The organism is uncultured Planococcus sp. (assembly GCF_947501725.1).
GTDB classification, from domain to species: domain Bacteria; phylum Bacillota; class Bacilli; order Bacillales_A; family Planococcaceae; genus Planococcus; species Planococcus donghaensis_C.
On the sequence record NZ_CANMXD010000002.1, the window covers coordinates 96,687 to 116,834 of the forward strand.

The window sequence follows — 20,148 nt, forward strand, 5'->3', positions numbered from 1 at the left end:
AAGAGCTGGGCGCCGGAGCTGGACACCAAGAAAAGCGGAGGCGCCCATTAAGCTCCGGCACTCCCAATAAAAAAAGCAAAGCAGCACACTCGCTGCTTTGCTTTTTTTGAAATGAGCGTAGAATACGAAGTAATAGCAAGCTTTTATTTCGACTGGAGGGAATGCACATGAACAGCAGCATCTCCATCAACAAGCTCAGCAAAGCTTATGGCAAAACGGAGATCCTCAATCAGGTGGATCTGCAAATTGCGGGCGGTGAGATTTTTGGGTTGATCGGACCGTCGGGATCGGGGAAAACCACGCTGGTGAAGATGATTGTCGGCATCGATTCACCGAGCAGCGGGACGGTTGAGGTTCTCGGCAAGCGGGTGCCCAATCTTTTGTTGCTGCAGGACCTTGGCTATATGGCGCAATCGGACGCGCTGTATCCGGAACTGACCGGCAAAGAGAATTTAAGTTTTTTCGCTTCACTCTATAAAATGAAAAAGTCCCGTTTAAAAGAACGAATCGCCTATGCAGCAGATTTGGTCCAGTTGACCGATGAACTGGGCAAGAAGGTCTCTGCGTACTCAGGTGGTATGAAGCGGCGATTATCATTGGCAATTGCATTGGTTCATGATCCGAAAATCCTGATTCTCGATGAACCGACCGTCGGCATCGATCCGGAACTCCGGCTGTCGATCTGGAGTGAGTTGATGCTCTTAAAAAGAGAGCAGGGCAAGACCATCATCGTAACGACCCATGTCATGGACGAAGCGGAAAAATGCGACCGTATCGCCCTTGTGCGTGAAGGCGGAATTCTGGCTTCCGGCACACCGGCTGAATTGAAGAAGGTATACGGTGCAGCTGATTTGGAAGGTGTCTTTTTGCAGGCGGGGAGAGGTGCGCTATGAGAATTCCAGTTTTAATCAAACGGATCATGCTGCAGCTGCTTCGTGACAAACGGACAATGGCGCTGCTGTTTTTTGCGCCGCTCATCGTTCTGACCTTGATGTATTTCTTTTTCAACGGTGACAATGAAAACCCGCAGCTCGGCGTTGTCGGAGGTAACGTCCAGCTTGTGGCCGCTTTGGAAAATGCATCGATTGATGTCATTTCCTACAACGAGGCTGACCGGCAAACCATCATCACAGATGAACTCGACGGTTTACTGGAAGTGGATGAAGGTGGATTCCAAATCACGCTGGAAAATAATGACCCAAGTACATCGAGGGTTTTATTGATGCAAATCACGCAGGCAGCAGCCATGCAAAGCGGAACTTCGGCACCCGCGAGCATCGATGCGGAATACATCTATGGAGATGCAGAAACCGAGTTCTTTGATGTTCTTGGTCCGATACTGGTCGGCTTTTTCGTCTTCTTTTTCGTATTTTTGATTTCTGGAATCGGTTTGCTGAAAGAGCGGGTCTCCGGAACCTTGGAGCGGTTGCTGGCAACACCGATCCGGCGCTGGGAAATCGTTTTGGCTTATCTGATCGGCTTTGGCATTTTCGCCATCATCCAAACCGTCATCGTCGTGTTCTACTCGATTCAGGTATTGGATATGGTCATGGTCGGACAGGTTTGGCATGTCATCATCGTCAACTTGATGCTGGCTTTAGTGGCATTGTCCCTCGGGATACTGCTGTCGACTTTCGCATCTTCAGAATTCCAGATGGTCCAGTTCATCCCAGTTGTCGTGGTCCCGCAAATCTTCTTCGCTGGCATCATTCCACTCGAAGGAATGGCCGATTGGCTGCAGAACATCAGCCGCATCATGCCGCTGTACTACGCGGCTGATGCCCTGAAAGCCATCATGTACAGAGGGGAAGGGTTGACGGACGTAACCGGCAATCTGCTGGCGCTCGCTACTTTTGCGGCGATTTTCATCTTCCTGAACATCATCGCTTTGAAGCGTTACCGCAAGCTATGAAATAAAACAGGGCTGTTCGCTGCCGCGGACAGCTTTTTATATAATGAAATTTAGCTTTTGATGATTTTTTAAGCGAAAAGAGGCGGCTAAAGAAAATCAGCTATTTCGATTAGGGGAGAGCAGTTCGCGCTCTTGAACTGGTGGTATGAGGGGAGGATAGAGTCCGGCCGCATGAATATGTGTGGGGGAGGAAAAGTGTAAGATAGAGAGATGGAAAGTTGCTGTAGAGGAGTAGGAAGTTCATGTATAGAATGAAAACTTTCATGTAGCCATCCAATATTCATGTAAGAGTTCGAAAAGTTCATGTAGAAGGTGGAAAACTTCACTTTAAAACCATAATTCATCATGTAGCCATCCAAAACCATCATGTAGAAAGATAGAGTTCATGTAAGAATCCAAAAGATTCATGTAAGAGTCTCAGATGTTCATGTAGAAACCCGTATTTTTCAGGTAGCCATAACAAAGCCATGTAAGAACTCTCAATTTTCATGTAGAAGCTAGAAAATTTCACTTTGAAACGGCAAACTGTCATTTAGCGATTCGAACTCATCATGTAGAGAGATAGAATTCATGTAAGGATTCAAAAAGTTCATGTAGAAGCTTCAAACTCTCATGTAGCCACAACAAAAGTTCATATACCCAGACCAAATTTGTGTAAGAACGCTTAATTTTCGTGTAGCAAGGAGAAAATCTCACTTTGAAACTCCAAGCCATCATCTAGCCATCCAAAACCATCATATGGAATTCAAAAATAAGCGCCAACAGCTACCTCTGGCAGGCTACATTTGATAAAATTGATGTGTTGGAGAAATTTAAATAATTCACAGTATCTAAAGGAGAGAAAATAGCATGAAACATTTTCTAATTGGAACAGTCATCGCTTTAATTGGCGTATTGATTGCGTATTTGATGAACGACTGGTCGTTGGTTTATATCATTAGCGGCATCGTTGCCGGCGTCGCATTGATTTGGGGCGTGTTGGCATTGGGAACTGGCAAGAACAAGTCGTCAAGAACAACAAGTTCAGAAAAGCGCCGGGAAAAGCAACAACGTGTGACGAAGATGAAAAATTGGGTATTGTTAGCTGTACCGAATATCATCGCCGTTATCGTGAACTTAGCTATGATTTCATAAAGCGGATGGGGTGAGGAGTTGTTAGGGTATTACAGCAGGTTATCATCTGAAGTCTATGACCTCGATAAGCCGATCGGCAGTTCATTTGGGGACATCGAATATTATATGGAGCGGCTGGCTTCGTGCAAAGGGCGAATCCTGGAGCCGGCCTCAGGAACTGGGCGCTTGCTTGTTCCGTTACTGGAAAAAGGATATCAAGTCGACGGCTTTGATTTATCGGAGGAAATGATTGAAGTATGCCGCAGAAACTGCAAAGAGCGGGGACTGGCACCAAAATTGTTCAACGCAAAAATGGAGTCGTTCTCGATTGATGCAAAGTACGCGGCCATCGTCATTCCAACAGGGACATTTCTGTTGCTCCACGAACGCGAAAAATCGCTGCAGGCATTGCAGAATTTCTACAGCCATTTGGAGACAGGCGGCCGTTTGATCGTCGATTTGCATGTGCCTTCAAACATCGAGATCGAGAAAACTTCGACTCGAACGTGGCAGGCTGCTAACGGCGACACGCTGACTGTGGAAAGCAAGAAAATCGAAGTTGATTGGATCCAGCAGTATTTCGTTTCGCAAGGACGTTATGAACGTTGGCGCGATGGCCGATTGATCGAGACGGAACTCGAGCGTTATCCGATGCGCTGGTATGGTGTCGAGGAATTCAAAACCATACTTGAAGGAATCGGTTTCAACGAAATCAGCGTTTCAACAGGCTACCAATTTGGTGAGTACCCAAAAAATGCAGACTCCATTATTACTTTTGAAGCGGTAAAATAGAAAAACGAGGCGGAATTCGCCTCGTTTTTTCTATTGGTTAAATATGTAGTTTTCATCTCTTTGTCTAGCAAGCCTTAACGGCTGCCTTCGCTTTTCTCTATTGTCCAGACTCCGGGAGCAACCTCTCGAGTCGCTTCAGCCTTTCCAGCAATGACTGAAGAACGCCATTACCGGGAAGGCTTCCAGCGCTTGTCGGAGCTACACGGCTGCCTCCGCTTTTCGTATTGTCCAGACTCCGGCGCCTAGCTCTTCGGGATGTAAGCCACTCTGGCTGTGCGGCTGAAAACATGCCGCTTCGCCAGATCGTCTTACCCCTGTCAGAACTGAACAGGCGCCTCCGCTTTTCGTATTGTCCAGACTCCGGCAGCCAGCCCCTCGAGTCGCTTCAGCCTTTCCGGCAATGGCAGAAGAACGCCATTACCGGCAAGGCTTCCAGCGCTTGTCGGAGCTACACGGCTGCCTCCGCTTTTCGTATTGTCCAGACTCCGGCGCCTAGCTCTTCGGGATGTAAGCCACTCTGGCTGTGCGGCTGAAAACATGCCGCTTCGCCAGATCGTCTTACCCCTGTCAGAGCTGAACAGGCGCCTCCGCTTTTCTCTATTTCCTATTCAATTCCACTGCATCCCAGATCAGCAGCTTCAGTTCGTCGGTCCGGATTTCGTCGGTTCGGTTCAGCCGGACATGGCGCATCTTTTTGCCGTCGCCTTCCAGCAGGTTGGATTCATCGCGAAGTTCCGCGCCGCGGTAAAAGCCGAAATTGACGTGGCTTTTGGCGGTTTGCATATAGCACACGAGCCCTTCTTTAGCATAGCTCGGCTTGGACCATTTAAAGCCTTCGTCCATCTCCGGATAAGCCTCAAATACCAATGTGCGAAGCTGCGCCACGATTTCCTGTGTCGGACTTTCCAAGCCTTCGATAAATTCATCTACTTGCGGATCTTTGATCGGATGCATAGACGGACTCCCCTTAATTCGTTTTGGATGATACCAGTAAAAACCGTACATCTTGTTCTGTTAAGTTGAACCAATAATGCTTTTTGCGTGCATCAAACAGGGTCGACTGCTGTGGTGCGAGCTCGGTGCGTTCGCCTTCGACTTCGACAGTCAACACCCCATCCACAACGAATAGGAATTCATATCCGCTGTGGGCGAAGGGGTTGCCTTCTGAATCGCCTGGTTTCAAAGTCACCAGCATCGGCACGAAGTTTGCTTCGTTAACGCCTTGCGACAGATCTTTGTAATAAAACCGTTCGAGGCGTGTGGCCCAATCGATTTCCTCGCTTTCATTCGTAAAAAACAAACTGGGATCTACATTCAAGGCATCTGCTATTTTACGCAGCGACTCCAATGTCACGCTCGACTTGCCGCGCTCGACCTGCGACAGGAAGCTGATGGAGACATCGGTCTTCTCCGCCAGCTCTTTCAAGGTCATCTTCCGCTCCTTGCGAAGGCTTTTTAATGTAATCCCAATCGTTCCGTCAGACATGGAGAAACCCCTCTTTGCTAAATGTTCTGCCTTCATCATACCGTAGATAGAGGAGAAATAAAATTGTGACAGGATATTGACAGAATATTGCTAACTGACTAAACTGTTGAAAGGGAGAATTAAAGTGTCACTTCAATTTATTCGTAAGGGGGAAATAAGATGGATAAAAAGCAAACACGTAAAGTTTTAACGGCAAGTCTCGTGGGGAGTTCGATTGAATGGTTTGATTATTTCTTATATGGAACAATGGCGGCATTGGTGTTCAATCAATTGTTTTTCGTCAATGAAGATCCAACGGTTGGGCTGATGCTCGCTTACGCTTCTTTCGCACTATCATTCTTTATCCGTCCATTCGGCGGCATCATCTTCAGCCATATCGGCGACCGTATCGGCCGCAAAAAGACGTTGGTCATCACTTTAAGTTTAATGGGCTTTGCAACATTTGCCATGGGGCTCCTGCCGACCTATCAGGCAATCGGCGTCGCGGCACCAATCCTGCTGATTACACTTCGCCTGATTCAGGGTCTTGGCATCGGCGGCGAGTGGGGAGGAGCATTGTTGCTTGCGACTGAATATGCACCTCCTGAAAGACGCGGATTTTTTGGCAGTATCCCTCAGATGGGCGTCACTATCGGGATGGTGATGGGAACTTTAGCATTATACATCATGACTTTATTGCCGGAAGCGGCGTTCATGAGCTGGGGCTGGCGTGTACCGTTCATCTTGAGTGCGTTCCTTGTGGTCTTTGGTCTGTGGATTCGTAAAGGTATTGATGAAACTCCCGAGTTCAAGGCGGTTCAGGCATCAGGAGAAATTCCGAAGTTGCCGATTGTGGATACCTTGAAATACCATTGGCGTGAAGTGTTGATTGCCATCGGTGCAAAAGTTGTCGAAACAGCGCCGTTCTATATTTTCGGAACTTTCGTGGTATCGTATGCGACAACAAACCTTGAATTTTCGAGAACAGCTACTTTGGCGGCCGTGATGATCGCGACTGTCATCACGACGATTTTGATTCCAATCATGGGTTCATTGTCCGATCGTATTGGCCGTAAAAAGATGTACGTCACGGGATCAGTGGCAATGGCTCTATTCGCATTCCCGTACTTTTGGATGTTGCAACAAGGATCTGTAACCTTATTGATCGTTGCAACGATTATCGGACTTGGTATCATCTGGGCGCCGATCACCGCAGTTCTTGGCACCATGTTCTCAGAAATTTTTGATGCCAAAGTACGATACACGGGAGTGACGTTAGGCTACCAGATTGGTGCAGCTTTGGCAGGAGGAACGGCGCCTTTAGTCGCCACATTCCTGCTGGCCACATTCGATAATTCTTACGTACCGGTAGCGCTTTACATCATCTTGACAGCCGTCATTTCGTTATTGTCTATCTGGGCAGTAAAGGATTTGAGCGGCAAACAAGCTCAGCCACAACCAACACTAGTAACAAAAGAAAGCCGCGTTTAGGCGGCTTATTTTTTAGGAGGCTTTACATGCTTATCATCAATGAACAGCAGATTCAGCAGCAATACCATATGGCGGATGCCATCCGTGACGTGACGGAAATGCTGCGCGCCAAGCAGCAGGGGGGAATCAACAGCCCGCATCGCACCGTCCTTGATTTTCCGGAACGGCAGGCATCAGCGCTGTACATGCCAAGTGCGGATATGGCGAATAAAATCTCAGGCGTCAAAATCGTCACCATCTTCCCGGAAAATCCGGCGCAAGGCAAGCCGACTACCCAGGGCGTCATCCTGCTATCGGACGGCGACAACGGCGAGCATGTCGCCATGATGACGGCTTCGTATTTAACCCGTTTGCGTACAGGAGCGCTCAGTGGCATCGCGACCGATCTGTTGGCACGCAAGGAAAGCCGTGTACTGACCGTCATCGGTACTGGCGCGATGGCATTCGAGCAAGTGCTGGGTGTACTCGCTGTACGGCCGATCGAAAAAATCATCCTGGTCAACCGGACACCGGAAAAAGCGGAACGCTTCGGTGAGCGCCTCGTGGCATTCGGTGTGGAAATTCCGTATACGGTCGAAACCATCGTTTCGTCAGCGGTCCAGCAGGCAGACATCATCTGCTGTGCTACGCGGTCGAACGAGCCGGTCTTTAATGGAGAAGACTTGAAGCCAGGCACACACATCAACGGCGTCGGCTCCTATTTGCCGAGTATGCGCGAAATGGATGAAACGACCATCCTGCGCGCGAATAAAATCGTTGCAGATGACATCGCCGGCGTCAAAGATGAAGCAGGCGAGCTCATCCACAGCGCGAACAGCGGTGCCTGGTCATTCGACCAGCTGCATGCAGAACTTGCGCAATTGGTTGCCGGCGACATTGCCGGACGTGAAGCAGAATCCGAAATCACTTTCTTCAAATGCGTCGGCGCCGCTTATTTCGACTTAGCCGTCGCCAAAGGCGTCTACAGTAAAGCTAAAGCGAGCGGAGCGGGAACAGACGTCGAGTTGTAAAGTTGAGTTTAAGGAGCATCCCGTAAGCGGCAATTTGCGCTTGCGGGATTTTTAAAGTGAAGGTTTTAGGTGTTTAGGAGAAGATTTTTGGTTTTTACCTGAAGATTTCGAGCTTCTACATGAATATCGCGTGGCTACATGACGAATACAGGTTTCTACAAGAGGATTCGAAGCTTCTATGTGAAGTTTACGAGTTTCTACATGAAGATTTCGAGCTCTTATACGAATGTTGCGTCGCTACATGACGAATACAGGTTTCTACAAGAGAGTTTGAGTCTTCAATGTGAAGTTTACGAGTTTCTACCTGAAGTTTTCGAATGCTTACATGAATATCGCGTGGCTACATGACGAATATAGGTTTCTACAAGAGAGTTTGAAGCTTCTATGTGAAGTTTACGAGTTTCTACATGAAGTTTTCGAATGCTTACATGAATATCGTGTGGCTACATGACGAATACAGGTTTCTACAAGAGAGTTTGAGTCTCCAATGTGAAGTTTACGAGTTTCTACCTGAAGTTCTCGAATCCTTACATGAATATCGCGTGGCTACATGACGAATACAGGTTTCTACAAGAGGATTCGAAGCTTCTATGTGAAGTTTATGAGTTTCTACATGAAGTTCTCGAATGCTTACATGAATATCGTGTGGCTACATGACGAATCCGGGGTTCTACATAAGAGTTTGAGTCTCCAATGTGAAGTTTACGAGTTTCTACATGAAGTTTTCAAGCTCCTACATGAACTTGATGCGGCTACATGAAAAATATGGCTTTCTACATGAGATTCAGCAACTTCTACATGAATTTTTTCCGTCTCTATGGGGATGTCCGCTACTAGTAGTTCCCACCATCCAAGTTCAAGCCCATCAAAAGAAGCAGTTCGCTTGCGCAAACTGCGTTTCACTAAGTTGTATCGCTGTCTGGTTAGAGTTTGTTCATTAGAAGAAAAAGGTGCCTGCTTCTTAGGGACAAAAACAAATTTCGTCACACTGCAATTTAATGCAAATCCACAACATTAAAGCGCATTTATAATAAAACAAGGTTTACAAATAAATATAAAGAATTTACATGAAAAAGTTACTCTCTTCATGGTGTTTTTGTATAATGATGGAAAGCAGCTGCGAAATTTCAATAGTAAGCGATAAGATGCAGCTTTAGCAGCCGTACCAAACTGGCAACGAAATTGTACCCGGGGCTGGATCACGGGTAGACAAAAAAGAGTTCTATTCCATCAACAGACTGAACAGAATCCTCGCGGAGATTAAAAACAAAGATAAAAGCAATACGCCGGAAGCGCATTGCTTTTATTCTTCGATATGGCCGATGGCTTTTGCGGGATTGCCGCCGACGATGGAATTGGCAGGCACATCTTTAGTGACGACAGCACCCGAAGCGATGACCGCATTGTCGCCGATCGTGATACCGGGGTTGATGACAGCGCGGCCTCCGATCCAGACATTATGGCCGATGGTGACCGGCTTGCCGAATTCTCTGCCGGAATTGCGGACTGCTGGATTGAGCGGATGGGTCGCCGTGTAGATGTGGACACCTGGTGCAATCATACAGTTGTCGCCGATCCGGATTTCGCAGACATCCAGAAATACACAATCGAAATTGGCATAGAAATTTTCACCGACGTGGATGTTGAAACCGTAATCGCAGCGGATGGTCGGTTCAGCATGGAGGAGTTCGCCGGTCGAGCCGAATAGTTTTTTCAGCAGGGTGGTTCGGTCCTGGCCATCCATTTCAGTGGTTTCGTTGAACAAACGACTGAGCCGACGGGCGTTCATACGGTTTTGGCGCAATTCGGAATCCTGCGGGTCGTACATTTCACCCGCCTGCATCTTTTCTTTTTCCGTTTTCATTCGTCAACCTCCTGCGAAAATAATGGTAAATCGATTGTATCATAGCTAATTCAGAAAATATTTAGTAAACTTATGGAATATTCTTTATAATAGAGAGAGACAGGAGTGGGAGTTATGAAAGCGATTGACAACAAAGTCACCGGCTACAAAGGAATTGAGGTTCCTTACACGGTCGTGTTGACGGAAGATTACACGAAAAAATTGGCCATCTTTTTGCCGGGTGCCGGATATACCGCAAAGAGTCCGTTGTTCCATTTTGCAGAAGAGATTTTTTTAAATGAAAACTACGATGTCCTGCGGGTCAATTACCAGTACACGGACAAAGCGTACAATGATTTCACCATGAAGGAACTGTCCGAAGCGATTGTCCATGATGTGCGCCTGGTGATCAGTGAAGCGCTGAAAGGCAGAAACTATCAGGAATTTTACCTGATTGGAAAATCACTTGGCACCATTGCGATGAGCGCCGAAATGAGACGTTCTGAATTCAGCGAAGCCAAAGCCATTTGGGTGACGCCGTTATTGAACCAGCAAGAAGTCCTCAATACAATGGTCAATAGCAAAAATCCGGCGCAATGCTATATCGGCGACAAAGATCGCTACTACTCGCCGGGTGCATTCGAATTGCTGAAAACCAATCCGAACTTGGAGTCGACCTTGTTGCCGGATATCAACCACCGATTGGATTGTGAAAATGATCCACTCAAATCCATCGATGCCTTGAAGCAGATCATCGCTGGGATCAAGAACTTTTAATGGGAAACCGTCCGTGTAATTGCGGTCGGTTTTTTTGATGGGCTTCTACCAGCACAAGTCGCCTCGCTACATGACGAGGCGAGGCTTTTACATGACGAATCGGCGTTTCTACCGTAATCATCACTCTCTACATGATGTTACCGGGCTTCTACCAGCACAAGTCGCTTCGCTACATGATGAATTGAGCGTTCTACATGAACAATCCGCGTTTCTACCGGGATTACCACTCTTTACAGGAGGTTGCTGGGTTTCTACAAGCGCAATTTGCCTCGCTACATGAATAAGTAAGGTTTCTACATGAAGAGTCAGCGTTTCTACCGGAATTGCCACACTCTACCGGAATTCGCCGGCTTTCTACAAGCACAAAACGCGCTGCTACATGAAGAGTCGACTGTTCTACATGAACAATCAACGTTTCTACTGAAATCGTCACTCTCTACCGGAAGTTATCGAGTTTCTACAAGCACAAAACGCGTCGCTACATGAATAAGTAAGGTTTCTACATGAACAATCCGCGTTTCTACAGGAAAAGAAACTCCATAAAAGCATCCCACCAAAACATGCTATAAACTTTGAGCTATTTTAAATCGAAGTTCATGCGAAAATGGAGACATCGCCAACATTTAGTTGGCAATTCTGCAAATTCATGTATGATGTTAGAATAATATTCACTTTAAGGGGAAGAGGGGATTTTGATGGCAGAATGGTGGAAAAAGTCGACGGTGTATCAAATTTATCCGAGGAGTTTCATGGATTCGGATGGAGACGGCATCGGCGATATTCGCGGTATTATTCAAAAACTTGATTACTTGCATGAGCTTGGTGTGGATATCCTTTGGCTGTCGCCGGTCTATGATTCACCGAACGATGACAACGGCTATGACATCCGCGATTATTACCAGATCATGAAAGAATTCGGCACCATGGCGGATTTTGACGAATTGTTGGAAGGGGTTCATGCTCGCGGCATGAAGCTCGTTATGGATCTTGTCGTCAATCATACGTCCGACGAACACGAATGGTTCAAAAATCATCCGGACTTTTACATATGGCGCGACGAGCCGACGAATTGGCGTTCATTCTTCAGTGGCTCGACATGGGAATTCGAGAAAGAACGCGGCCAGTATTACCTGCATTTATTTTCCAAAAAGCAGCCGGATTTAAATTGGGACAATCCGGAATTGCGTGAGGCGGTCTACGAAATGATGCGTTGGTGGCTCGATAAAGGGGTAGATGGCTTCCGCATGGACGTCATCAACATGATTTCAAAAGTGCCGGTCATGCATGATGCACCGGGCGGCGACGGCAGCCATCAATTCATGAATGGTCCGAATGTCCACACCTACTTGAGAGAAATGAACCAGCAGGTGCTGTCGCAATACGATATTGTTACGGTCGGTGAAATGCCGGGCACAACGCCGAAAGAAGCGCGCGAGTACACGGCTGCAGAAAACCGCGAACTCAATATGATTTTTACATTTGAACATATGGGGCTCGATCAGGCGTCTGGCGAGAAATGGGATTTGAAGCCGCTGAAATTGACGGACTTGAAAGAGAATTTGGAAAAATGGCAGCATGGCCTCCATGATGAAGGCTGGAACAGTTTATACTGGAACAACCACGACCAGCCACGCATCGTTTCCCGTTTCGGCAACGACACGGACTACCGTGTGGAATCGGCGAAGATGCTCGCTACATGCCTTCATTTTATGCAAGGAACGCCTTATATTTACCAAGGCGAAGAACTTGGGATGACCAATGTGCGCTTTGATTCGATTGCCGATTACAAAGACATCGAAACAGTGAATATGTACGCGGAAAAAAGCGAAGCCGGTATTCCGCACGCTGTCATTATGGAGAAAATTCATGTTAAAAGCCGCGACAACGCCCGGACGCCGATGCAATGGTCGGCTGAGCCGAACGGCGGATTTACAACCGGGACGCCTTGGCTGAAAGTGAACCCGAATTACACGGAAATCAATGCTCTGCAGCATAAAGATCCAGAGTCGATTTATCAGTATTACAAAAAACTGATCGGTTTCCGCAAAGACATGGACATCATCACGCACGGCAATTTTGAACTGCAGTACCGCGAAGACGATGAACTGTTTGCCTACACGCGTTCATGGAATGATGAATTGCTGACGGTTTACTGCAATTTTTCGGACCAGCCAAAAGCGGCAGCTCGCCCTGAAGGCCATGTGCTGATCGGCAATTACTCAGCTGATGCCGGTGAAGGGGATATTTTGTTGAGACCGTACGAAGCGGTTGTTTATTACAAATAAAAGCGTAAATGGAGGAAAAGCTATGGCAAACGTATTAGGCGTCGACATTGGTGGAACAAAAGTCCGCATGGGTGTCATTGATGACAAGGGACAGATTTTATACGACGAACAGATTCCAACCGAGATTCCGTTGTACCCGTATCTGGAAGCGAATATCCTGCGCATGCTGGAGGCGAGGCCAGAAATCGATGCAATCGGCATCGGCACACATGGCTTTGTCGATCCGAAGCAAGGCAAAGTCATCTATGCTGCGGAAACATTACCGGGCTGGACCGGCACACCAGTTAAGGAATGGCTGGAGAAGGCAACAGGAAAGCGCGTCGAAGTGGAAAACGATGCAAATGTTGTCGCACTTGCGGAAGCGAAGTTTGGTGCGGCGCAAGGACTGGACCGCGTGGTCGTCTTAACGCTCGGCACAGGCCTTGGCGGTGGCGTGTTATGGGACGGAAAGCTTTTGAGCGGCGGCCCTCATGGAGGAGCAGCTGAACTTGGCCATATGATCCTTTATCCAAATGGCGTGAAATGTGCATGCGGAAGACTGGGCTGCAGCGAAATGTACGTTTCCGGCACGGCATTGCGCCGCCGGATCCGCGAAGCGGGGCTGGACATCACGCCGCCTGAACTGTTTGAGAATGCGGAGAAAGATCCGGCAGCAAAAAAAGTAGTGGAAGAGTTTACAGGCGACTTGGCCCTTGTCATCAGCAGCCTGCAGGCAGCATTTGATATGGAAATGGTCATTATCGGCGGCGGTGTTTCCGAAGCAGCGGACTTATGGATGGAGCCTTTCCAACGGCAGCTCAAACCGATGTTATTGAATCCGTTGCAAGTGGAAGTGGCGCGTTTTGAAAACGATGCAGGCATTTTAGGTGCTGCATTGCTGGTGTTGGAAAATGAATGATCCGCAGAAAAGCAGTGACGGCCTAAGAGCTGTTGCTGCTTTTTTCTGCTCGTGCTAAAACGCAAATTAAGCAAAAAAAAAATGAAATAATTTTAAATTACATATTGTGCAAACGTTTTCATGGTGGTATGATACAAATAATTAATTATTGGAAACACGCTTCAGAGAGTTTCCAATTTTTATTTACGACTTTGTGCAAACGATTGCATAAAAACCAAAAGGGGGAGTTTGGGATGAAGGATTTTAAGTTCAGCAAGGGGTTAGTGGCATCATTGATGTTGTCGGCAGCAGTATTGGCGGGGTGCAGCAGCGACGGGGAAGAAGCTTCAGGTTCAGGAAGCGAAGATCAGGTAACGGTTGATATTTTCCAGTTCAAAGTGGAATTTAAAGACCAGTTTGAAGACGTAGTGGCGCTTTACGAAAAAGAGAACCCGGACGTCAATATTGAAATCACTACCGTCGGAGGCGGAGAAGATTATGGCGCGGCACTTCGTTCACGCTTTGCATCCGGAAACGAACCGGCAATCTTCAACATCGGTGGACCTCAGGACGTTGCGGACTGGAAAGACAATTTGTCTGACTTGGCTGAAACAAAAGCAGCGGGAGCCGCACTTGAAGGCACGCTTGACGGCGTAACGGTTGAATCTGAAGTGCTTGGACTTCCTTATAACCAAGAAGGATACGGCTTTATCTACAACACACGCCTGTTTGAAGAAGCTGGAATTGATCCAGCGTCGATCACAGATTTCGCATCACTTGAAGAAGCTGTGAAAACATTGGATTCGAAAAAAGACGAATTGGGACTTGAATCGGTTTTTGCTTTCCCAGGAAAAGAAGCCTGGGTAACAGGACTTCACTTATCGAATACATTCTTGGCACCTGAATTCGACAACAATGTATTGGCGGCATTTGACGCAAAAACTGTCGACTTTAAATACGCAGACGGGTACAAGAAAATCGTCGATCTGCAAAACGAATATTCGAAACAACCGACTGTGAGCCTTGATTATTCTCAGCAAGTCGAAGAATTGTTCTCTCTTGAGCGTGTAGCGATCATCCAACAAGGAAACTGGGCTTACGGCTCAATCGCTGGAATTGACCCTGAACTTGCAGACAGCGGTGTCGGCCTGATGCCGATTCCTGTAGAAGGTCTGGATAACGCAGGCTTACCGGTTGGCGTACCGATGTACTGGGGCGTAAACAAACAAGCGGACGAAGATGTCATCAGAGAATCAAAAGAATTCTTGGATTGGCTTTATACTTCAGACGCTGGAAAAACAGCGGTAGTGGAAGACTTTAAATTCATTCCTGCCTATGAAGGGTACGATACTTCAAAAATCTCCGATCCAATGTCGAAAGCGATTTATGATGCATCCGAGTCAGGCAACACAATCGGTTGGGTGTTCATGGGCTATCCGACTGGATGGGGTGAAGATGAACTTGGCGCAAGTATCCAAAAATACTTGAGCGACGAAGCAAGCTGGGACGAAGTCATCGAATCAGCTAAAGAAGCTTGGAAAACAAGCAGAGCTGAATAATAACATAACAATCCGGTTTTCATCATGAGCGTGATAAACAAAGTAGCCTCTGTGCTACTTTGTTTTGTTACCGGAGCTTTCATGGAATGAGTTAAGGAAGGAAAGGTGCCTACATGCGTACAAAAGATTTATCCTATTGGTTGTTCCTCGCCCCCGTTTTACTTGCGCTAACGCTGGTTGTCATCGTTCCGATGCTGCTTGGAGTTTATTATTCATTCACTTCCTGGAACGGTATTGTAACTGGTGAATTCGTCGGTTTACAAAATTACATTGATTTGTTCAAAGATGAGCGGTTCTTGGATTCTCTGTGGTTCACAACAAAATTCTCGATTGTTTCAGTTATCCTGATCAACATCATCGGACTGTCGCTGGCATTGCTAGTGACGGGACGCGTCCGTTCAAGCAAATTATTGCGTACAACATTCTTTATGCCGAACTTAATCGGCGGATTGATCTTAGGATTCATTTGGCAGTTCATTTTCATCAAAGTGTTCGCCAGTGTCGGTGAAATTATCGGCATGGAAAGCCTGCAAGGGTGGCTGTCTACAACAGACACGGGATTCTGGGGCTTGGTTATTTTGATGAGCTGGCAGATGGCGGGGTACATCATGGTCATCTACATCGCTTATTTGGAAGGGATGCCGAAAGAATTGCTGGAGGCTTCTGAAATTGACGGAGCTTCCACATTCCAGCGTTTCCGTTACATTGTCTTCCCGCTGGTAGCGCCGGCGTTCACGGTCAGTATGTTCCTGACGCTGTCCAACTCGTTTAAATTGTATGACCAGAACTTGTCGCTGACAGGCGGCGGACCTTACAACTCAACTGAAATGGTGGCAATGGAAATCTTCAAGACTGCGTTCACACAAAATGCCTTCGCCTATGCGCAGGCCAAAGCGGTTATATTCTTTGTCATCGTTGCCATCATCGCTCTTGTTCAAGTTTATCTGAACAAACGCAAGGAGGTTGAAATGTAATGCGGAAAAAGTGGGACATCAAACTGGAAGTCCTCGGGGGATTATTAGCACTTTTATGGCTGGCCCCTTTTTATCTCATGTTCGTCAACTCGTTCAAATCAAAAAAAGAAATATTCATGGATACCATCAGCCTGCCGGCAGAATGGAACTTCGATAATTACATCACCGCTTTCGAAGAGCTTGATTTTATGCGTACGCTTTTCAATTCACTGCTGATCACTATCGTCAGCGTGGTTTTGATCATCGTCTTCTCTGCGATGGCTGCGTATGCGCTGTCCCGTGCGAAAAGCAAACTCAGCACGGTGCTGTTTTTTGTATTCGTTGCAGCGATGTTGATTCCATTCCAGTCGGTCATGATTCCGCTCGTGACGGTATTTGGCCAATTTGAAATGCTGAACCGCGGCGGCTTGATTTTCATGTATCTCGGATTCGGTGCAAGCCTATCGATTTTCCTTTACCACGGCGCCTTGAACAATGTTTCGCGCTCGCTGGATGAAGCAGCAACAATCGACGGAGCCAACCGCTGGCAGGTATTCTGGTACATTATCTTCCCGATTCTGAAGCCGATTACGGTGACTGTGGCGATCCTGAACATTATCTGGATTTGGAATGATTACTTATTGCCGTCATTGGTCATCAACACCCCGGGAAGCGAGACAATCCCATTGAAGATGTTCTTCTTCTTTGGGGAATATACGAAACAATGGCATCTGGCGCTTGCCGGCTTGACGCTTGCCATCATTCCAGTTATCATTTTCTACTTTATTGCACAACGTGAAATCATAAAAGGCGTATCGGATGGAGCAGTAAAATAAGGGGGCAGCATCATGGCAGTCACGATTAAAGACGTTGCGAAACAAGCTGGCGTGTCGCCGGCCACTGTGTCCCGTGTCATCGCCGATAATCCACGAATCAGCAGCAAGACCAAACAAAAAGTACGGGAAGTCATGGAAGAACTGGGCTACTTCCCGAATTTCCAGGCCCGTAATCTGGTAGCGAAAAAGAGCCAGACTCTTGGCATCGTTATGGAAAATTCGGCGACACTGGCATTTCAAAATCCTTTCTTTCCGGAAGTGCTGCGTGGCATTTCAACACGTGCGCACGGCAGCCAGTATGGCTTGTATTTGTCGACAGGCGCTACACAGGAAGAAATCCACAGGGAAGTCGTGGAAATGGCACAAGGAAAACGAGTCGACGGCATCATCCTGTTGTATTCGAAAATCGGCGATCCGGTTATGGAATACTTGGGACAATGCGGGTTGCCGTACTCTGTAGTTGGACGTCCGTATAAAGATCCGGAAACCATCTCGTATGTCGACAACGATAACATCAACAACGCCAAAGAAACGGTGGAATATTTGATTAGCCTCGGACATCAGCATATCGCTTTTGTTGGAGGGGCTACGGATTTCGTCGTTTCGCTGGATCGGCTGGAAGGTTACCGGCAGGCACTGGACCAACACGGCATCCCCTTTGTTGAAGCCTACGCAGTGAACCAGGAACTCATGCAAGGCAAGGAACGCGAAGCAATCCGCCAGTTGATGGCGCTCGACGTGCCGCCGACAGCCATCGTCACACATGACGACATGGTCGCATACGAAGTGATCGGCTACCTTGAGGATCTGCAAATCAGAGTACCCGAAGACATTTCCATCATCGGTTTCAACAACCACGCCATTTCAAAACATTTAAAGCCGCCGCTCAGCACCGTAGACATTTCCATTTATGAACTCGGGCTGCATGCAGCGGAATTGGTATTAGAGAAAATAACGGACGAATCGGTGCCTCCAAAGCAAGTCGTGGTTTCATCCCGGCTGATTGAAAGAGGATCTTGCCGCCGTCTTTGAGAGGGATCGGATATGAATAAAAAATGGTGGAAAGAAGCAGTCGTCTATCAGGTTTATCCGCGCAGCTTCATGGATTCTGACGGCAATGGCCTGGGCGACATCAACGGCATCACAAGCAAATTGGATTACTTGAAAGAATTGGGCATCGATGTCATTTGGGTATGTCCGATGTACAAATCGCCGAATGACGACAATGGGTACGACATCAGCGATTACCAGGCCATTTTGGAAGATTTCGGAACCATGGAGGATTTCGACCGCCTGCTGGAAGAAGTGCACGCGCGTGGCATGAAATTGATCATCGACTTGGTGATCAACCACACGAGCGATGAACATCCTTGGTTTGTGGAATCGCGTTCCTCCCGCCACAATCCGAAGCGTGATTGGTATGTCTGGCGCGATGAGCCGCTCAACTGGGAAAGCATCTTTGGTGGACCGGCTTGGGAATACGACGAAAAGACCGACCAATATTACTTGCATGTCTTTTCAAAAAAACAGCCCGATTTGAACTGGGAAAACCCTGAAGTCCGCAATGAACTCTTTAAAATGGTCAATTGGTGGGTAGCGAAGGGCATCGACGGATTCCGCGTAGATGCCATCAGCCACATCAAAAAAGAGTACACGAACGTTCCGGATCTGGACGGCCATCTCTTTGTACCTTCATGGGAAAAGATGATGAATGTCGACGGCATCCAACCGCTGCTTCAGGAATTATACGATGAAACCTTCAGCAAACACGACATCATGACAGTCGGTGAAGCGAACGGCGTTTCAGCGGATGAAATCCACGATTGGGTCAGTCCTGAGAATGGCAAGTTCAATATGATTTTCCAGTTTGAAGACATCGGCTTATGGAACACCGAAGTGCGCAATGGCGTCAACGTGCCGGAACTAAAAGCGGTCCTCAGCAAGTGGCAGGAGAAAGTGAACGGCAATGGCTGGAATGCTTTATTCATCGAAAACCATGACCGTCCGCGCATCGTGTCGACTTGGGGAAATGACCAATCGTACTGGCGTGAAAGTGCCACGGCACTCGGATGCATGTACTTCTTCATGCAAGGGACGCCGTTCATCTACCAGGGCCAGGAAATCGGCATGACGAATGCACCGTTTGAAGAACTCGATCATTTCGATGACGTCCATACGCATAATCTGTATTTCCATAAGAAGGAAAGCGGAATGGAGCATGATGCCATCATGACCGTTCTGCGCGCAACCAGCCGCGACCATTCCCGGACACCGATGCAATGGAACAGCAGCAACCACGCTGGCTTCTCAGATGTTTTGCCGTGGATGGGCGTCAATCCGAATTACGAATGGCTGAACGTCGAAGCACAGGAAAACGATCCGCATTCGGTACTGTCTTTTTACAAACAGATGATTTGGCTGCGCAAAAATATGGACGTATTCGTCTACGGCGACTACCAGCTGGTGGACATGAACCACGACTCCGTGTTTGCCTATACACGCGAAAATGAAGATGACAAGGTATTGGTCGTAACGAACCTTGCTCAGCATGCGGTCTTATGCGCAGTGGATCCAGAAGATTCCACACTGCTTCTGGCCAATCACCAAAGCATCGACCCCGCGCAATTGCTTCCATATGAAGCGCGTGTCTACAAAATCCCAAAAGATACAAACCTGAATGGATAAGACCAGGGGGCTGGAAAACGCCCCCGATAATAAAGACCAGAGGAAGCCGTGGAGGTTTTCTCTGGTTTTTTGTTTTTGGGGGGAGTTAGCTCTTTATAGGAGGATACGGGTTTTCTACCAAGGTAAATTGCTTTTCTACATGACGAGTCGAGCTTTCTACCGTGATCGTCGCTCTTTACAGGAGGTTGCCAGGTTTCTACCAGCACAACTTGCGGCGCTACATGACGAGTGGAGTGTTCTACATGAACAGTTCGCGTTTCTACAGTGACTGTTACTCTCTACAAGAGATTAGCGTGTTTCTACCAGCACAACTTGCATCCTTACATGACAAGTTGAGCTTTCTACATGAACAATCGGCGTTTCTACCGGGGTCGCCACTCTTTACAGGAGGATACCGGTTTTCTACCAGCACAACTCGCGCCGCTACTTGACGAGTGGAGCTTTCTACATGAACAGCCCGCGTTTCTACAGTGATTGTTACTCTCTACAAGAGATTAGCGTGTTTCTACCAGCACAACTTGCATCCTTACATGACAAGTTGAGCTTTCTA

Annotated in this window: 17 protein-coding genes; 14 read left to right on the plus strand and 3 right to left on the minus strand. The window is 47.5% G+C overall.

Going from position 1 to position 20,148, the window contains the following annotated elements; genetic code table 11:
* Window positions 1-167: 167 nt before the first annotated feature.
* The 4 genes from Q0785_RS02820 (at window position 168) to Q0785_RS02835 (ending at window position 3,817) form a co-directional block, all read left to right on the plus strand.
* Window positions 168-893 carry an ABC transporter ATP-binding protein gene (locus Q0785_RS02820; protein ID WP_298825102.1) on the plus strand — a complete coding sequence of 242 codons (726 nt, stop codon included), beginning with the start codon at window positions 168-170 and terminating at the stop codon, window positions 891-893.
* Entirely contained in the window at window positions 890-1,912 is a 1,023-nt protein-coding gene (locus Q0785_RS02825) for an ABC transporter permease (RefSeq protein ID WP_298825105.1), read from the plus strand. The genes Q0785_RS02820 and Q0785_RS02825 overlap by 4 nt, the downstream gene beginning before the upstream one ends.
* An 849-nt stretch (window positions 1,913-2,761) precedes the next feature.
* Window positions 2,762-3,046 (plus strand): DUF5316 domain-containing protein, encoded by a 285-nt coding sequence (locus Q0785_RS02830; RefSeq protein WP_223635130.1) that lies wholly within the window; start codon window positions 2,762-2,764, stop codon window positions 3,044-3,046.
* 18 nt (window positions 3,047-3,064) lie between these two features.
* Entirely contained in the window at window positions 3,065-3,817 is a 753-nt protein-coding gene (locus Q0785_RS02835) for a class I SAM-dependent methyltransferase (protein WP_223635133.1), read from the plus strand.
* Window positions 3,818-4,414: 597 nt separating this feature from the next.
* Here the strand turns inward: Q0785_RS02835 and Q0785_RS02840 are convergent.
* A complete protein-coding gene (locus tag Q0785_RS02840; RefSeq protein ID WP_298825118.1) occupies window positions 4,415-4,771 on the minus strand; it encodes a DUF1801 domain-containing protein in 357 nt (118 codons plus the stop codon).
* 13 nt (window positions 4,772-4,784) lie between these two features.
* The gene (locus Q0785_RS02845; protein WP_298825121.1) at window positions 4,785-5,303 is read right to left on the minus strand and encodes an XRE family transcriptional regulator; all 519 of its coding nucleotides are present in this window, start codon (window positions 5,301-5,303) and stop codon (window positions 4,785-4,787) included.
* Between the two features lie 159 nt (window positions 5,304-5,462).
* Here Q0785_RS02845 and Q0785_RS02850 point away from each other — a divergent pair, with 159 nt between their 5' ends.
* Window positions 5,463-6,773, plus strand: coding sequence for an MFS transporter (locus Q0785_RS02850; RefSeq protein ID WP_298825124.1), 1,311 nt, complete (start codon window positions 5,463-5,465; stop codon window positions 6,771-6,773).
* Window positions 6,774-6,799: 26 nt separating this feature from the next.
* On the plus strand, window positions 6,800-7,783 hold the full coding sequence (locus Q0785_RS02855; protein WP_298825127.1) for an ornithine cyclodeaminase family protein: 984 nt from the start codon (window positions 6,800-6,802) through the stop codon (window positions 7,781-7,783).
* Window positions 7,784-9,086: 1,303 nt separating this feature from the next.
* On the opposite strand, the gene Q0785_RS02860 is transcribed toward Q0785_RS02855, so the two are convergent.
* Window positions 9,087-9,647, minus strand: coding sequence for a maltose acetyltransferase domain-containing protein (locus Q0785_RS02860; RefSeq protein ID WP_298825130.1), 561 nt, complete (start codon window positions 9,645-9,647; stop codon window positions 9,087-9,089).
* Between the two features lie 114 nt (window positions 9,648-9,761).
* Between Q0785_RS02860 and Q0785_RS02865 the strand changes: the two genes are divergently transcribed.
* The 8 genes from Q0785_RS02865 (at window position 9,762) to Q0785_RS02900 (ending at window position 19,598) form a co-directional block, all read left to right on the plus strand.
* The gene (locus Q0785_RS02865; RefSeq protein ID WP_298825133.1) at window positions 9,762-10,403 is read left to right on the plus strand and encodes an alpha/beta family hydrolase; all 642 of its coding nucleotides are present in this window, start codon (window positions 9,762-9,764) and stop codon (window positions 10,401-10,403) included.
* 695 nt (window positions 10,404-11,098) lie between these two features.
* On the plus strand, window positions 11,099-12,688 hold the full coding sequence (locus Q0785_RS02870) for an alpha-glucosidase (protein ID WP_298825135.1): 1,590 nt from the start codon (window positions 11,099-11,101) through the stop codon (window positions 12,686-12,688).
* Between the two features lie 22 nt (window positions 12,689-12,710).
* The gene (locus tag Q0785_RS02875) at window positions 12,711-13,586 is read left to right on the plus strand and encodes an ROK family protein (RefSeq protein ID WP_290185399.1); all 876 of its coding nucleotides are present in this window, start codon (window positions 12,711-12,713) and stop codon (window positions 13,584-13,586) included.
* 233 nt (window positions 13,587-13,819) lie between these two features.
* Window positions 13,820-15,124, plus strand: coding sequence for an ABC transporter substrate-binding protein (locus tag Q0785_RS02880; protein WP_223635156.1), 1,305 nt, complete (start codon window positions 13,820-13,822; stop codon window positions 15,122-15,124).
* 113 nt (window positions 15,125-15,237) lie between these two features.
* Window positions 15,238-16,098: a sugar ABC transporter permease gene (locus Q0785_RS02885; protein WP_223635158.1), complete on the plus strand. Its 861-nt coding sequence runs from the start codon at window positions 15,238-15,240 to the stop codon at window positions 16,096-16,098.
* Window positions 16,098-16,913, plus strand: coding sequence for a carbohydrate ABC transporter permease (locus Q0785_RS02890; RefSeq protein WP_191716359.1), 816 nt, complete (start codon window positions 16,098-16,100; stop codon window positions 16,911-16,913). Before Q0785_RS02885 ends, Q0785_RS02890 begins: the two co-directional genes overlap by 1 nt.
* 12 nt (window positions 16,914-16,925) lie before the next feature.
* On the plus strand, window positions 16,926-17,945 hold the full coding sequence (locus Q0785_RS02895) for a LacI family DNA-binding transcriptional regulator (protein ID WP_223635159.1): 1,020 nt from the start codon (window positions 16,926-16,928) through the stop codon (window positions 17,943-17,945).
* A gap of 12 nt (window positions 17,946-17,957) precedes the next feature.
* Window positions 17,958-19,598, plus strand: coding sequence for an alpha-glucosidase (locus Q0785_RS02900; protein ID WP_223635161.1), 1,641 nt, complete (start codon window positions 17,958-17,960; stop codon window positions 19,596-19,598).
* The last annotated feature ends 550 nt before the right edge of the window (window positions 19,599-20,148 follow it).

Bases quoted from the DNA above. Each gene is read 5' to 3' on its own strand.
- Q0785_RS02820 (WP_298825102.1), top strand. From the start codon at position 168: ATGAACAGCAGCATCTCCATCAACAAGCTCAGCAAAGCTTATGGCAAA.
- Q0785_RS02825 (WP_298825105.1), top strand. From the start codon at position 890: ATGAGAATTCCAGTTTTAATCAAACGGATCATGCTGCAGCTGCTTCGT.
- Q0785_RS02830 (WP_223635130.1), top strand. From the start codon at position 2,762: ATGAAACATTTTCTAATTGGAACAGTCATCGCTTTAATTGGCGTATTG.
- Q0785_RS02840 (WP_298825118.1), bottom strand. From the start codon at position 4,771: ATGCATCCGATCAAAGATCCGCAAGTAGATGAATTTATCGAAGGCTTG.
- Q0785_RS02845 (WP_298825121.1), bottom strand. From the start codon at position 5,303: ATGTCTGACGGAACGATTGGGATTACATTAAAAAGCCTTCGCAAGGAG.
- Q0785_RS02850 (WP_298825124.1), top strand. From the start codon at position 5,463: ATGGATAAAAAGCAAACACGTAAAGTTTTAACGGCAAGTCTCGTGGGG.
- Q0785_RS02855 (WP_298825127.1), top strand. From the start codon at position 6,800: ATGCTTATCATCAATGAACAGCAGATTCAGCAGCAATACCATATGGCG.
- Q0785_RS02860 (WP_298825130.1), bottom strand. From the start codon at position 9,647: ATGAAAACGGAAAAAGAAAAGATGCAGGCGGGTGAAATGTACGACCCG.
- Q0785_RS02865 (WP_298825133.1), top strand. From the start codon at position 9,762: ATGAAAGCGATTGACAACAAAGTCACCGGCTACAAAGGAATTGAGGTT.
- Q0785_RS02870 (WP_298825135.1), top strand. From the start codon at position 11,099: ATGGCAGAATGGTGGAAAAAGTCGACGGTGTATCAAATTTATCCGAGG.
- Q0785_RS02875 (WP_290185399.1), top strand. From the start codon at position 12,711: ATGGCAAACGTATTAGGCGTCGACATTGGTGGAACAAAAGTCCGCATG.
- Q0785_RS02880 (WP_223635156.1), top strand. From the start codon at position 13,820: ATGAAGGATTTTAAGTTCAGCAAGGGGTTAGTGGCATCATTGATGTTG.
- Q0785_RS02885 (WP_223635158.1), top strand. From the start codon at position 15,238: ATGCGTACAAAAGATTTATCCTATTGGTTGTTCCTCGCCCCCGTTTTA.
- Q0785_RS02890 (WP_191716359.1), top strand. From the start codon at position 16,098: ATGCGGAAAAAGTGGGACATCAAACTGGAAGTCCTCGGGGGATTATTA.
- Q0785_RS02895 (WP_223635159.1), top strand. From the start codon at position 16,926: ATGGCAGTCACGATTAAAGACGTTGCGAAACAAGCTGGCGTGTCGCCG.
- Q0785_RS02900 (WP_223635161.1), top strand. From the start codon at position 17,958: ATGAATAAAAAATGGTGGAAAGAAGCAGTCGTCTATCAGGTTTATCCG.